14 protein-coding genes are annotated in these 13,076 nt (G+C 65.8%); 10 read left to right on the top strand and 4 right to left on the bottom strand.

Annotation, left to right across the window (positions count from 1 at the left end):
- Positions 1-29 precede the first annotated feature (29 nt).
- Positions 30-539 carry a CNP1-like family protein gene (locus ACX17K_RS16825; RefSeq protein ID WP_493775683.1) on the bottom strand — a complete coding sequence of 170 codons (510 nt, stop codon included), beginning with the start codon at positions 537-539 and terminating at the stop codon, positions 30-32.
- A 14-nt stretch (positions 540-553) separates the two neighbouring features.
- On the bottom strand, positions 554-1,318 hold the full coding sequence (locus ACX17K_RS16820; RefSeq protein WP_493775682.1) for an NRDE family protein: 765 nt from the start codon (positions 1,316-1,318) through the stop codon (positions 554-556).
- 128 nt (positions 1,319-1,446) lie between these two features.
- Here ACX17K_RS16820 and ACX17K_RS16815 point away from each other — a divergent pair, with 128 nt between their 5' ends.
- The 10 genes from ACX17K_RS16815 (at position 1,447) to ACX17K_RS16770 (ending at position 10,704) form a co-directional block, all read left to right on the top strand.
- Positions 1,447-1,677 (top strand): sulfurtransferase TusA family protein, encoded by a 231-nt coding sequence (locus tag ACX17K_RS16815; RefSeq protein WP_021477345.1) that lies wholly within the window; start codon positions 1,447-1,449, stop codon positions 1,675-1,677.
- A 63-nt stretch (positions 1,678-1,740) separates the two neighbouring features.
- Positions 1,741-2,775, top strand: coding sequence for a dihydroorotase (pyrC, locus tag ACX17K_RS16810; RefSeq protein ID WP_493775681.1), 1,035 nt, complete (start codon positions 1,741-1,743; stop codon positions 2,773-2,775).
- A 420-nt stretch (positions 2,776-3,195) separates the two neighbouring features.
- Positions 3,196-4,812: a peptide ABC transporter substrate-binding protein gene (locus ACX17K_RS16805; protein WP_493775680.1), complete on the top strand. Its 1,617-nt coding sequence runs from the start codon at positions 3,196-3,198 to the stop codon at positions 4,810-4,812.
- Between the two features lie 144 nt (positions 4,813-4,956).
- Complete coding sequence (gene oppB, locus ACX17K_RS16800) at positions 4,957-5,877, top strand: oligopeptide ABC transporter permease OppB (protein WP_493775679.1); 921 nt, start codon at positions 4,957-4,959, stop codon at positions 5,875-5,877.
- A gap of 13 nt (positions 5,878-5,890) precedes the next feature.
- On the top strand, positions 5,891-6,805 hold the full coding sequence (locus ACX17K_RS16795) for an ABC transporter permease subunit (protein ID WP_493775678.1): 915 nt from the start codon (positions 5,891-5,893) through the stop codon (positions 6,803-6,805).
- Between the two features lie 23 nt (positions 6,806-6,828).
- On the top strand, positions 6,829-7,830 hold the full coding sequence (locus tag ACX17K_RS16790) for an oligopeptide/dipeptide ABC transporter ATP-binding protein (RefSeq protein WP_493775677.1): 1,002 nt from the start codon (positions 6,829-6,831) through the stop codon (positions 7,828-7,830).
- On the top strand, positions 7,823-8,812 hold the full coding sequence (oppF, locus tag ACX17K_RS16785) for a murein tripeptide/oligopeptide ABC transporter ATP binding protein OppF (protein ID WP_493775676.1): 990 nt from the start codon (positions 7,823-7,825) through the stop codon (positions 8,810-8,812). Before ACX17K_RS16790 ends, oppF begins: the two co-directional genes overlap by 8 nt.
- A 103-nt stretch (positions 8,813-8,915) precedes the next feature.
- Positions 8,916-9,338 carry a DUF3224 domain-containing protein gene (locus ACX17K_RS16780; protein WP_493775675.1) on the top strand — a complete coding sequence of 141 codons (423 nt, stop codon included), beginning with the start codon at positions 8,916-8,918 and terminating at the stop codon, positions 9,336-9,338.
- 275 nt (positions 9,339-9,613) lie between these two features.
- Complete coding sequence (locus ACX17K_RS16775) at positions 9,614-10,315, top strand: 2-phosphosulfolactate phosphatase (protein ID WP_493775674.1); 702 nt, start codon at positions 9,614-9,616, stop codon at positions 10,313-10,315.
- A 35-nt stretch (positions 10,316-10,350) separates the two neighbouring features.
- Positions 10,351-10,704 carry a YbjQ family protein gene (locus ACX17K_RS16770; RefSeq protein WP_021477335.1) on the top strand — a complete coding sequence of 118 codons (354 nt, stop codon included), beginning with the start codon at positions 10,351-10,353 and terminating at the stop codon, positions 10,702-10,704.
- Between the two features lie 180 nt (positions 10,705-10,884).
- Here ACX17K_RS16770 and ACX17K_RS16765 read toward each other — a convergent pair whose 3' ends face one another.
- Together ACX17K_RS16765 and ACX17K_RS16760 are read right to left on the bottom strand one after the other, a co-directional pair.
- The gene (locus tag ACX17K_RS16765; protein WP_493775673.1) at positions 10,885-11,793 is read right to left on the bottom strand and encodes a GNAT family N-acetyltransferase; all 909 of its coding nucleotides are present in this window, start codon (positions 11,791-11,793) and stop codon (positions 10,885-10,887) included.
- A complete protein-coding gene (locus ACX17K_RS16760) occupies positions 11,790-13,052 on the bottom strand; it encodes a phenylacetate--CoA ligase family protein (RefSeq protein ID WP_493775672.1) in 1,263 nt (420 codons plus the stop codon). The genes ACX17K_RS16765 and ACX17K_RS16760 overlap by 4 nt, the downstream gene beginning before the upstream one ends.
- Between the last annotated feature and the right edge of the window lie 24 nt (positions 13,053-13,076).

Below are 13,076 nucleotides of genomic sequence, written 5' to 3'. Positions count from 1 at the left end.
AACATCCGTTGCAGGCGTCGATCATGGCGTCAGCGGGCGCCGCGCAGCGAGGCGATCGCCTGGGCGGCGTCGCGCGGGGCGCTGTGCGACGGGCACATCAGCTCGCGCAGTTCGCGCCTGAGTTTGTCGGTGCCGTTGATCGCCAGCCACTGCGGCCGCATTGACGCGATCCAGCGGTGGTTGATGCTGTCGCCGAAGCCATAGGCCTTGTATTGGTTGTCCTTGCACAGGATGCCCTCGGCGCTGAGATTCTCCACGCCGCTGGGAGTGAGCACGCGGCTGACGAAGCGCACCACGCCGTCGCCGCCCACGCTGAGCGTTTTGGCGTCGACGAAGAAGCGGTTCTGCTGCAGCCAGTCCGGCTTCACTTCTATCCAGTCCGGCGCCTGCGGGTAGTCGGGCAGCGCGTAGTCCTGTTCGGTCCAGGGCTGCTCTTCCTGGAAGTCGATGTTCTTGTTGATTCTGTCGCTGGCGGCCAGCGCGGGCAGGCTCAGGCACAACGCCAGCAGCGCCGGCAGGGTGGTTGCGATGGCTTTCAAATGCGGATGCTCCGTCAGCGCGCCTGTCCGGCGCGCAGGTTGTAATGTCGGCGGCCGGTTTCACGGCCGGCCAGGCCCCAGCTCAGTTCTGAAAAACTGATATCGCCGCGGCTGGACACCGTCAGCAGCATCGAAGCGCGGGTGCCGTAGTCGCGGCCCTGGATGAAGATCGGCGACAGCGTCTTTTCCAGCGCCAGGCCGATGCGGGTATTGGGCAGATGGCCGGGGCCGGCTGGCGTCGGATCGGACAGCGCGGCGTAGGCCTGTTCCTCGGTCGGCGGCCGGCCGAAATCGCCCAGGCGGCTCGCCAGCCGCTGGCTCTTGAACCACGGCGTGTCCAGCGTGGCGTTGGACAGCGTGTGGATGCCCGGCGTGACGCGGGCGATCTGCCGGCCCGGGCTGTGGAAGAAGAACAGGTCCGAGGTGGTGCCGAACAGCAGGTTGAACGGACCGTAGCGATGGCATTCCTCGCGCAGCCAGTCGGCGAAGGCGAACGGATCGTCGTCGCCGGTGACGAAGCGCTGCACCAGCTCGCCGCGGGAACGCTCCGCCTTGGGCGGGAAACCGTCGCGGAAGTTGGTGACGGCGGCGATGCGGTTGCGGCCGTCCACCATCAGCCAGCCGCCGCCGGATTGCTGGTCGCGGCCGCCAAGGGTGTTGGGGAATTCCGGCCACCAGTCCAGCGGCTCGGCGGGGCGGGCATAGTATTCGTCGCGGTTGGCCAAGAGTACCAGCTGGCCCATGCCCGGCGTTTTGTAGGCGAAAGCGAGGATGCACATATTGCGGTGACCGATTTGGGTAAGGCTTGACGACTGGCGTAAACTATACGGCTGCGGCCCGCCGGTTTGCGTGGTCCGGCCGCCATGTGATTCATTGTAACCTGATATGGCTGAAGGATACCCGGCCCATGACCCCCGACAAGCATATTGATCTTTCCGGCCTGAATTGCCCGCTGCCGATACTGCGCGCCAAGAAGGCGCTGGCCGACATGGACAGCGGCGCCGTGCTGGAGGTGATCGCCACCGACCCGGGCGCGCCCAAGGACTTCGAAGCCTTCTGCCGCCAGACCGGCAACGGCCTGCTGGAATCGACCACCACCGGAGAAGGCAAGTTCCGGATGGTGCTCCGGCGCAAGTAGACATCCCTGGCGATGGTTTTCCATCGCCATTGTTTTATCCATCGTTACGGCAAGCCATCCACCATGCAGACTCTCATCCTGATCCGCCCCGACGACTGGCACCTGCACCTGCGCGACGACGCCGCGCTGGCCGCGGTGCTGCCCGACACCTGTCGCCAGATGGGCCGCGCCATCGTCATGCCCAATCTGAAGCCGCCGGTCACCACCGTGGCCGCCGCCGCCGCCTACCGCGACCGCATCCTGGCCGCGCGCCCGGCCGGCAGCGGCTTCGAGCCGCTGATGACGTTGTACCTGACCGACAACACCCGTCCCGAAGAAATCCGCCTGGCCAAGGCCAGCGGTTTCGTCCACGGCGTCAAGCTGTACCCGGCGGGCGCCACCACCAACTCCGACCACGGCGTCACCGACATCTTCAAGGCGATGCCGGCGTTGGAGGCGATGGCCGACGCCGGCCTGCCGCTGCTGGTGCACGGCGAGGTCACCGACGCCGACATCGACGTGTTCGATCGCGAGGCGGTGTTCATCGAGCGGGTGATGAAGCCGTTGCTGGCCAAGCTGCCGGCGTTGAAGGTGGTGTTCGAGCACATCACCACCCGCGAGGCGGCCGAGTTCGTCGCCGCCGCGCCGGCCAACGTCGCGGCCACCATCACCGCCCACCACTTGCTGATGAATCGCAACGCGCTGTTCGTCGGCGGCATCCGTCCGCATCATTACTGCCTGCCGGTGCTGAAGCGCGAACTGCACCGCCAGGCGCTGCTGAAGGCGGCGACCTCCGGTTCGGCCAAGTTTTTCCTCGGCACCGACAGCGCGCCGCACGCCAAGGGCGCCAAGGAGGCGGCCTGCGGCTGCGCCGGCATGTACACCGCCAACGCGGCGATCGAGCTCTACGCCGAGGCTTTCGAGTCAGTCGGCGCGCTGGACAAGCTGGAGGCGTTCGCCAGCCTGAACGGCCCGGCGTTCTACGGTCTGCCGGTCAACGGCGACAAGATCGAGCTGGTCAAGGAAAGCTGGAAGGTGCCGGACGAGCTTGCCTACCCCGGCGACAGCCTGGTGCCCTTGCGCGCCGGCGACAGCATCGCCTGGCGTTTGCGGGACTGATCCTGCCCGCGATAGCAAAGCCGCCTTCGGGCGGCTTTTTCATTTGCCTTGCGGATGCGTCGGAAATCAGCGGTAGTTATTTATTTCATATATAAGCAAAAAATTATTTGTCGACGTGATTTGAAGGGAATTGCTTCGGCTTCGGATGAATTTTGCTTGGGGTAGGCAATAATATTTCACATGGTAAAATGCCATAAGTATAAAACGATGAAGGCGCGCAGGCCGTTGATTTGCTTGACTTGACTATTGTCGGACAGATTTTCCTTTTTGAGAAAAATGAATAGCATATTGTGCTGATAGGGGCTTGATGGAATCAAAACCCTCTGCGCATAATCGTCGGACCCACTCTGGATACAATAGAGTGAAAAAATTCGAACAACCCGCCTGACGCGGGATGCTACAGAATCAGGAGAATTAGAGATGTCGAACAAGCAATCGCTGCAGGTGATCGCCGCCGCCGTCGCGCTGGCCATGGCTTCCGGATCCACGCTGGCCGCCAAGGTGCCGGCAGGCGTCAAGCTGGCCGCCAAGCAGGAACTGGTGCGCTCCAACGGCTCCGAACCGGAATCGCTGGACCCGATGGTGGTGGAAGGGGTGCCCGCCAACGTCATCACCCACGACATGTTCGAGGGGCTGACCGCCACCGACAATGACGGCACGCTGGTGCCGGGCGTGGCCGAATCCTGGAAGCAGACCGGCCCCACCACCTGGGTGTTCCACCTGCGCAAGAACGCCAAGTGGTCGGACGGCAGCATCGTTACCGCCGACGACTTCGTCTACGGCATCCGCCGCCTGGTCGATCCCAAGCTGGCCGCGCCTTACGCCGGCACCTTCGGCATCTTCTTCGAGAATGGCCCGGAAGTCGTCGCCGGCAAGAAGCCGACCTCCGCCATCGGCGTGAAGGCGCTGGACAAGTACACGCTGGAAGTGAAGACCGCCTTCCCGGTGTCCTACCTGCCTGAGCTGATGTCCAACGCCCAGCTCGGCCCGGCGCCGAAGGCGGTCATCGACAAATACGGCAAGGACTGGACCAAGCCGGGCAAGATGGTTTCCAACGGCCCCTTCGTGCTGAAGGACTGGCAGGTCAACAGCAAGGTGGTGATCGAGAAGAACCCGCAGTACTGGGACGCCAAGAACGTGCAGCTGACGAAGGTCAGCTTCCTGCCGATCGAAGACCAGAACGCGGACAACAAGCTCTACCTGTCGGGCCAGACCGACATGAGCTATGAAATCCCGCCGGGCAGCTTCGCCAAGCTGAAGAGCGAGATGCCCAAGGATCTGAAGAACAATACCATTCTCGGCCTGCGCTACTACAGTCTGAACAACCGCGATCCGCTGCTGAAGGACGTGCGCGTGCGCAAGGCGCTGTCCATGGTCGTGGACCGCGACCTGCTGGCGCAGAAAATCACCGCCGACGGCCAGCAGCCGTCCTACAGCGTGATGGTCAAGGGCGTGCACGGCGCGCAACCGACCACCTACGACTGGGCGAAGTGGCCGATGGCCAAGCGCGTGGACGAGGCCAAGAAGCTGCTGGCCCAGGCTGGCGTGAAGCCGGGCACCACGCTGAAGCTGTCTTACAATACCAGCGACTACCACAAGAAGATGGCGATCTTCGTCGCGTCCGAATGGAAGTCCAAGCTGGGCCTGAACACCTCGATGGACAACACCGAGTTCAAGGTATTCCTGAAGAAGCGTCACGACGGCGATTACCAGGTGGGCCGCAATGGCTGGCTGGCCGACTACAACGACGCCACCACTTTCCTGGCGCTGGTGCAGTGCGGCAACACCCAGAACGACAACTTCAACTGCAACAAGAAGGCTGAAGAGCTGATCAAGCAGGGCAACGAATCCACCGATCCGGCCAAGCGCGCCCAGTTGCTGACCCAGGCCACCAAGCTGGTGATGGACGACTACCCGATGATCCCGGTGCTGCAGTACACGCTGCCGCGCCTGGTGAAACCGTATGTGGGCGGCTACTCGCTGAAAAACCCGGTAGACCGCTACCGCAGCAAGTACCTGTACATCGTTCAGCACTAAGCGTGAAAGCGCGGCGTTTGGCCGCGTGACGAGGCCGGTTGCGCCGCAAGGGCAACCGGCCGATGATTGTGGTGTTCTCGCCCTCCGGGGGAGGTCGGCGGCTGCCTGCCGCCGCCCCGGGCTGGCGATCGGGAGTTTCAAGCGATGTGGTCTTATACTCTTCGCCGCGTGTTGGTCACCATACCAACCGTCTGGGCCGTAACGACGGTCTGTTATCTGCTGCTGCACCTGACCCCCGGCGGTCCGTTCGACGGCGAACGCAAGATTTCTCCGGAGGTGCTGGCCAATCTGCAGGCCAAATACCATCTGGACCTGCCGTTGTGGAAGCAGTATCTCTATTACCTGAACAGTCTGCTGCATGGCGACCTGGGAGCGTCGTTCCGCTACGCGGACTGGAGCGTCAACGATCTGGTGGCCCATGCGCTGCCGGTGTCGGCCGCGATCGGCGGCAGCGCCATCCTGATCTCGCTGGTCATCGGCGTGCTGCTCGGCACCATCGCCGCGCTGCGGCAGAACAGCGCCATCGACTATCTGGTGATGCTGGTCGGCAATATGGGCAGCGCCTTCCCATCCTTCATCATCGGCCCGGTGCTGGTGCTGATCTTCTCGATGCTGCTGCACTGGCTGCCGTCCGGCGGCTGGGATGACTTTTCCATCCAGTACATGGTGCTGCCGGTGGCGCTGCTCACCTTCATCAACGTGGCCACCATCGGCCGCGTGATGCGAGGCAGCCTGATCGAGGTGATGAACAGCAACTTCATCCGCACCGCGCGCGCCAAAGGCCTGCCGCTGCGCACCATCGTGCTGCGCCACGCGCTGAAGCCGGCGCTGATGCCGGTGGTGACGCTGCTGGGGCCGCTGGCGATCTCGTCCATCACCTCCGCCGTGGTGACCGAGTCGATCTTCTCGCTGCCGGGCCTCGGCAAGCTGATCGTCAACGGCGCGTCCAACCGCGACTACACGCTGGTGTTGGGCCTGGTGGTGCTGGTGACGGTGATCACCGTGGTGTTCAACCTCCTCGTCGACCTGGCCTATGCCTTGCTCGACCCTAAGATCCGTTATTGAGGAGGACTCCGCAATGATGAAAACCAAACAAGCCGCGGTTGTCGCGGCATTGGAAAGCGGCCTCGCCGAAGCGGCGACCGAAGGCCGCAGCCCGTGGCGCGACGCCCGCGTCCGCTTCTTGCGCAACAAGGCCGCGGTGGTCAGCCTGGTGATCCTGAGCCTGATCACGCTGTCCTGTATTTTCGGGCCGATGCTGTTGCCGCACGGCTATGCCGACACCGACTGGGACGCGATCAGCCTGGCGCCGACCTTCCAGAACCTGCACCTGTTCGGCACCGACGAGCTGGGCCGCGACCTCCTGGTGCGCTCGCTGATCGGCGGCCGCATCTCGCTGATGGTCGGCGCGCTGGCCACCATCGCCGCGGTGCTGATCGGCGTGATCTGGGGCGCCACCGCCGGCTTCCTCGGCGGCAAGATCGACAACGCGATGATGCGCGTGGTCGACATGATGTACGCGGTGCCCTACCTGCTGATCGCCATCCTGATGGTGACCCTGCTGGGCCGCGAGTTCTACCTGGTGGTGCTGACCATCACCATCCTTGGCTGGATGGACATGGCGCGCGTGGTGCGCGGCCAGACGCTGGCCATCCGCTCCAAGGAGTACATCGAGGCCGCGCACGCGATCGGCGTCTCCACCCCCACCATCATCTTCCGCCACATCGTGCCCAATCTGTTGGGCATCGTGGTGATCTACACCACGGTGACGGTGCCGGGCGTGATCCTGACCGAGTCGGTGCTGTCCTTCCTCGGCCTGGGCGTGCAGGAGCCGATGACCAGCTGGGGCGTCTTGATCGGCGACGGCACCAAGGCGATGGAGAGCCAGCCCTGGATGCTGCTGTTCCCGGCCGGCATGCTGTCGCTGACGCTCTACTGCGCCAACTACATCGGCGACGGCCTGCGCGACGCGCTGGACCCGAAAGACCGCTGACCCCAGGATAGACGAGGCAAGCCATGAGCATTTTGAAAGTCAACAACCTCGGGGTTCAGTTCCAGACCAACGACGGCGTGGTCAACGCCGTCAACGGCGTGAGCTTCGAGCTGAACAAGGGCCAGACCCTGGGCATCGTCGGCGAGTCCGGCTCCGGCAAAAGCCAGACCATGCTGGCGATGATGGGCCTGTTGGCCAAGAACGGCCAGGCCAGCGGCGAAGCGCTGTTCCACGGCCAGAACCTGCTGACGCTGCCGACCCGCGACCTCAACCGCATCCGCGGCGACCGCGTGTCGATGATCTTCCAGGACCCGATGACCTCGCTGAATCCCTACCTGACGGTGGAGAGGCAGATGACCGAGGTGCTGGAGCTGCACAAGGGCATGAGCCGCCGCGACGCGAAAAAGCGCGCGATCGAACTGCTGGACGCGGTGCGCATCCCCGAGGCCGCGCGCCGGGTCAATATGTATCCGCACGAGTTCTCCGGCGGCATGCGCCAACGGGTGATGATCGCGATGGCGCTGCTGTGCGAGCCGGAGCTGCTGATCGCCGACGAGCCGACCACCGCGCTGGACGTCACCGTGCAGGCGCAGATCCTGTCGCTGCTGAAGGATCTGCAGCGCGATTTCGGCACCGCCATCATCATGATCACCCACGATCTGGGCGTGGTCGCCGGCCTGTGCGAAAACGTGCTGGTGATGTACGGCGGCAGGGCGATGGAGTACGGCCGCGCCGACGACATCTTCTACCACCCGAGCCACCCGTACACCATCGGCCTGCTGGGCGCGCTGCCGCGGCTGGACCACGAGGACGCCGCGCTGATCAGCATTCCGGGCAATCCGCCGAACATGGCCAATATGCCCAAGGGTTGCCCGTTCAGCGAACGCTGCACGCACGCCGTCGCCCGCTGCGCCAGCGATCTGCCGCCGCTGGCGGCCAATCCGCTCAACCCGCAGATTCTGCGCGCCTGTCACAAACCGGCGGAGGAACTGGTTCAAGCCGCCGAGGAGGTGACTCATGCCTGACAACAAGCAACCCATTCTATCGGTGCGCAACGTCAAGGTGCATTTCCAGGTCAAGGGCGGAGACGCCTGGCCGTGGAGCCCCAAGAAAACATTGAAGGCGGTGGACGGGGTCAGCTTCGACCTGTACGCCGGCGAGACGCTGGGCGTGGTCGGCGAGTCCGGCTGCGGCAAATCCACGCTGTCCCGCGCCATCCTCAACCTGATCCCGGCCACCGACGGCGAGATCGTGTGGATGGGCAAGGACCTGCGCAAGGGCGCGGACAAGGACTGGCTGGCCGTCCGCAAGGACATCCAGATGATCTTCCAGGACCCGCTGGCGTCGCTGAATCCGCGGATGACCATCGCCCAGATCATCGGCGAGCCGCTGCGCGTGCACAAGCCTGAGCTGTCGGCCGACGAGGTGATGAAGCGCGTCAAGGCGATGATGCGCAAGGTGGGCTTGCGCGAGCAGATGATCAACCGCTATCCGCACGAGTTCTCCGGCGGCCAGTGCCAGCGCATCGGCATCGCCCGCGCGCTGATCCTGGAGCCCAAGCTGATCATCTGCGACGAGCCGGTGTCGGCGCTGGACGTGTCGATCCAGGCGCAGATCATCAACCTGCTGAAGGAGCTGCAGCGCGAGATGGGCCTGGCGCTGATCTTCATCGCCCACGACCTGGCCGTGGTCAAGCACATCTCCGATCGCATCCTGGTGATGTACCTGGGCCGCGAGATGGAGCTGGCGCAGAAGCATGCGCTGTACGACGTGCCTTCGCACCCGTATACCCGCGCGCTGCTGTCGGCGATTCCGGTGCCGGACCCGCAACTGGAGAAGAACAAGACTATCCAGATCTTGCAGGGCGATCTGCCCAGCCCGATCAATCCGCCGTCGGGCTGCGTGTTCCGCACCCGCTGCCCGCAGGCGGAGGCGCGCTGCGCGCAGGAGGTGCCCAAGCTGCGCCGCCTGAGCGAGGAGACCCAGGCGTCCTGCCTGTTGGCCTGATTCCGCCGCATCGCCCGCGCATGCGCCGCCAGCCTCAGGGTTGGCGGCGTTTTTGTTTGCCGGCTGTTATGCTGAACTGTGATCTTCAGAAAGGAGCCTGACCATGAGCGCCCATCTTGTCGTCGCGCTGGGCTGCGCGTTCCAGACCCGGCAGTGGCAGGAGCAGAGCCTGCTGCAGACCGAAGGCGCCGGCGAGCTCAAGCGCGCCAGCATTGTCAATGAATTGACCGGCCCGCTGGCGGGCGAAGGCCGGCTGGAATACCAGCTGCTGTATCCGACATCGCCGGACGGCGATGTGATCTTCACCGGCTTCGAGCGGGTGACCGGGACCTGGGATGGATTGAGCGGCAGCTTCGTGCTGCGCCATGACGGCGTGTATTCGCCGGCCACCGGCGCCCGCGCCGCGCTGCAGGTGCTGCCGGGCAGCGGCAGCGGCGGTTTTGCCGGACTGTCTGGCGAAGGGCGGCTGGTGGCCAGCGCCGGCGAGCGCGGCGGCGAATACACGCTGATGCTGAAGCGGGGCTGATGGGGCCGGTGTTGGAAATTCATCAGCGTTGACGCCGGTTTTGGCGTTTTCCCTGTTTTTTAGCCGGTTTTCTTTGAGCTTTCCCGCGTTAATCGTTAATCTTCGGACCTTACTTATAAGAATCAAGGCGTCGCCAGAACGCCTGGGACAAGAGGTCGCGGCCCAGACCGTGACGGTATCGAAGAATCAACGGAAACACCGCCTCCGGCGCAAGCCGCTGGCGGTGTTCCATCTTGATGGGATGTGGGATGCATTACGCGCAACAGGAATATTCCGTGCGTCTGCAATGGGGCTTGCCGGCGGTTCAGCATCTGAGCGCGCAGGCGGCCCATTGCGTGATCGTCGACGTGCTGTCGTTCGGCACCAGCGTCGACATCGCCTGCGGCAACGGCGCCGAGGTGTTGCCTTACCGCTTCAGGACCACCGGCGCCGCCGATTTCGCCAGCGAGCAGCAGGCGATACTGGCCGCCGAGCGCAGCCATCACCAGCCTTCGCTGTCGCCGGCGTCGCTGTGCGGGCTGAAGGCCGGCAGCCGACTGGTGCTGCCCTCGCAGAACGGCGCGGCGCTGAGCCTGATCAGCGAGTCGGCGAACACTGTCGCCGCCTGCCTGCGCAACGCGGCCGCGGTGGCCGACTATCTTGAAGCGATGGGCGGCGACGTGCTGCTGGTGGCCGCCGGCGAGCTGGACGCGGATGGCCGGCTGCGCTTCGCCTATGAAGACTTCATCGGCGCCGGCGCCATCATCCAGCGCCTGCGCCGCAGCAAGTCTCCGGAAGCGCTGGCGGCCGAGGCGGCGTTCGAACTGGCCCGCCACGATCTGGAGCGCCAGCTGCAATACACGGCCTCGGGCGCGGAGCTGGCCGCGCGCGGCTTCCAGGACGACATCGTTCTGGCCGCGCAACTGAACATCAGCGCCTGCGTGCCGGTGCTGGACGACGGCGCCTTCCGCGCCGGACGCGAGCTGGCCGCCGCCTGAGCGGCCGGCGTCTTCAACTTCCCAGGGAGAAATCCATGCTGCCAGCCAAGATGGTCACCACCGCTTTCGAACTGCCCGGCTACCGGGTGAGCGCCAACCTGGGCGTGGTGCGCGGCATCACCGTGCGCTCGCGCTCGCTGGTCGGCAATTTCTTCGGCGGCCTGCAGTCGCTGTTCGGCGGCAACATCACCATCTATACCAGCTTGTGCGAGCGGGCCCGCTCGGAAACCTACGCCGAGATGTGCCAGCACGCGCAGGCGCTGGGGGCCGACGCGGTGATAGGCATGCGTTACGACGCCACCGAGGTGATGACCGGGCTGACCGAGGTGCTGTGCTATGGCACCGCGGTCAAGCTGGAGCCGCTGCCGGGCCGCGAGCAAAACCTCTGATCCCGCGTTGCGCTTCCTTGCCGTACTGGATGTACTGTCTGCGTCGGCGCGCCTTGGCTCAGGCGCTGCGCTAGGGTTTGCCCGCAGCCTGCCGCCCGCGAGCAGGGAGGCAAAACCGCTGATCCGGCGTTGCGGCTCCTTGCCGTGCCTAGTGCGCAGCCCGGGCCGGCGCGTCTTGGCTTAAGCGTTTAGCCGGTACAGCCGTTCGGCCTGTTCGTCGCAGAAGCGGATGTCCTGGCCGGACAGGCCGCGCAGCCACAGCAGCTGCCAGCCGCCGGCGGGCGCCGGCAGCAGTCCGCCGAAGCGGAAGCCGGCATTCTGCAGCTGGGTCCGCCGCGCCAGCGTTTCCGCCGCGGCCGGCAGCTTCAGATAGAGCAGCTGGCCGGCGGGCAGCGCGGCGATTTCGGCCAGCCGCGCTTCGGTCGGCTGTTGCGAGGTCAATTCCAGCCTTTGGCCGTGGCGCGCCAGCGCCAGGCCCGGCAAGGCCGCGCCGGCGGGCGCGCATTCTCCCTCCCCGAATGCCTGGCGCAGCGGCGCCAGCCATGTTTCCCATTCCGCCGGCCAAGCCAGGCGCGGCAGCGGCCGAGGCTGCAGCGGCAGACAGCCGAACACGATGCTTTCCGGCTCCGGCTTGCCGAACGGCGAATCGACGTAGTCCAGCAGCAGCGCGGTGTTGTGAAAGCCCAGCGCGCCGGCGACGTATTGGCTTTGGGGATGCGAGCACACCTGCTTGATGGTCAAGAGCGCGATGCCGAGGTCGGCGGCCATGGACCGCAAGTGGCGGCCCAGCAGGCTGGCGATGCCCTGGCCGCGCGCGTCCGGGTGCACCGCGTTCAGCGCCAGTTCCGCCTGGCCCGGCCGGGCCGGATCCAGCCACAGCGTCGCGTGGCCCAGCAGCCGGCCGTCGCGCACCGCCACCGCCGAGCGCCATTGCCCGCTGGCGTTGCGCTGCTGGATCTGGCTGGGCAGGTAGACGTCGGCGTAGACGTAGTGGTCGCCGTAGACGGCGCGGAACAGCGCGCTGATGTCGGCGGCGTCGGTCGGCAGGTAATCGCGCGCCCAGGCGGCGCTAGGATGGCGGGCGCTCATGCCGTCGCCTCCGCCGGCTGGTAGTCGCGCCGGTCCACCACCCGCAGCAGCTTGCCGGAGCGGGGATGGGTGCGCATCGCTTCCGGCGTGGTCTGGCGCAGCGCCAGGCTCAGCCGCTCCGCTTCGCACAGTTCGGCGATCGCCGGCTGCTTGGCCAGCAGCGCCTGGCGCATCCGCGTCAGGTCCAGCGGCGCGCGCGCCGCCAGCAGCAGCTCCAGCCGGTCGCGGCCGTGCTCGCGCGAGATATCCAGCTGCCAGCCCAGCAGCTCGTGCAGTTCGCCCAGCGCGCGGCCCAGCTCTTCCGGGAACAGCGACAGCGTGCCGACGCGTACGCGGTGGCCGTTGCCGGCCCGGCCCAGCAGCGCGAACTTGCGGTTGGGGCCGGGCGCTTCGCGCCAGCAGGCGAGGTCGCCGCTGGGGTAGCGGATCACCGGCATCAGCCGGCGCTGCAGATTGGTCACCAGCAGCAGGCCGCGCCGGCCAGGTTCCTCTATCGGCTCGCCGCTGTCCTCGTCGGCGATCTCGACGACGCTGTCTTCATCGAATACCCGGTGCTCGCCGTGCGCGCAGTCCGGGTCGGCGTAGCCGATCAGGCCGGCGTCGACGCTGGCGCAGCCGACCGATCCGATCCGGGCCAGCGGGAACACCTGCTTCAGCAAGGCGATCTGTTCGCCGAACAGGCTTTCGCCGCCGTACAGCACGGTCTCAACCTCGGGCAGCGCCCGGGATTGTTCTTCCAGATGGTGGGCGAAGCGCAGCAACTGGGCCGGGACACCGGCCAGCACGTTGATGCGGTGGCTGCGGATCGCGCCGGCGAGCGCGTCGTTGTCGACATTGCAGGTGAACGGGTATTCCAGCACCGGCGCCGGAGAATGCGACAGCGCGCCGTGGATGAACAGCAGGCTGGTGTAGAGGTCGCCGGCGAAGAACAGGTTGGCGACGCGGTCGCCGGGGCGCAGCTGGCGGGCGAGGCCGGCGCCGAAGGCGGCGACGAAGGCTTGCCATTCATCGCGGCTGAACACCGACAGCTTGCCGTCGCCGGTGGAGCCGCCGGTCTTGAATACGTGGCCGTCCTCTGGGGCGGCGGTCAGCGCCGGCCAGCGCGACAGGTCCTGCGAGTCCCACCAATAGACAGCGGGGTCGACCGGCGGCAGATCGGACAGCCGCCAGCCTTCGGCGGGCAGGCCGTGGTAAAGCGCGTTGTAGTGCGGCGAATGGTTGCGGGCGTGTTCGACCAGCGATATCAGTTTCGGATTCATGATTATGTGTGTACATGCCGGCGG

The organism is Chromobacterium sp. INPA-IVC (assembly GCF_059047085.1).
This window is presented reverse-complemented; position numbering and strand designations above follow the sequence as displayed.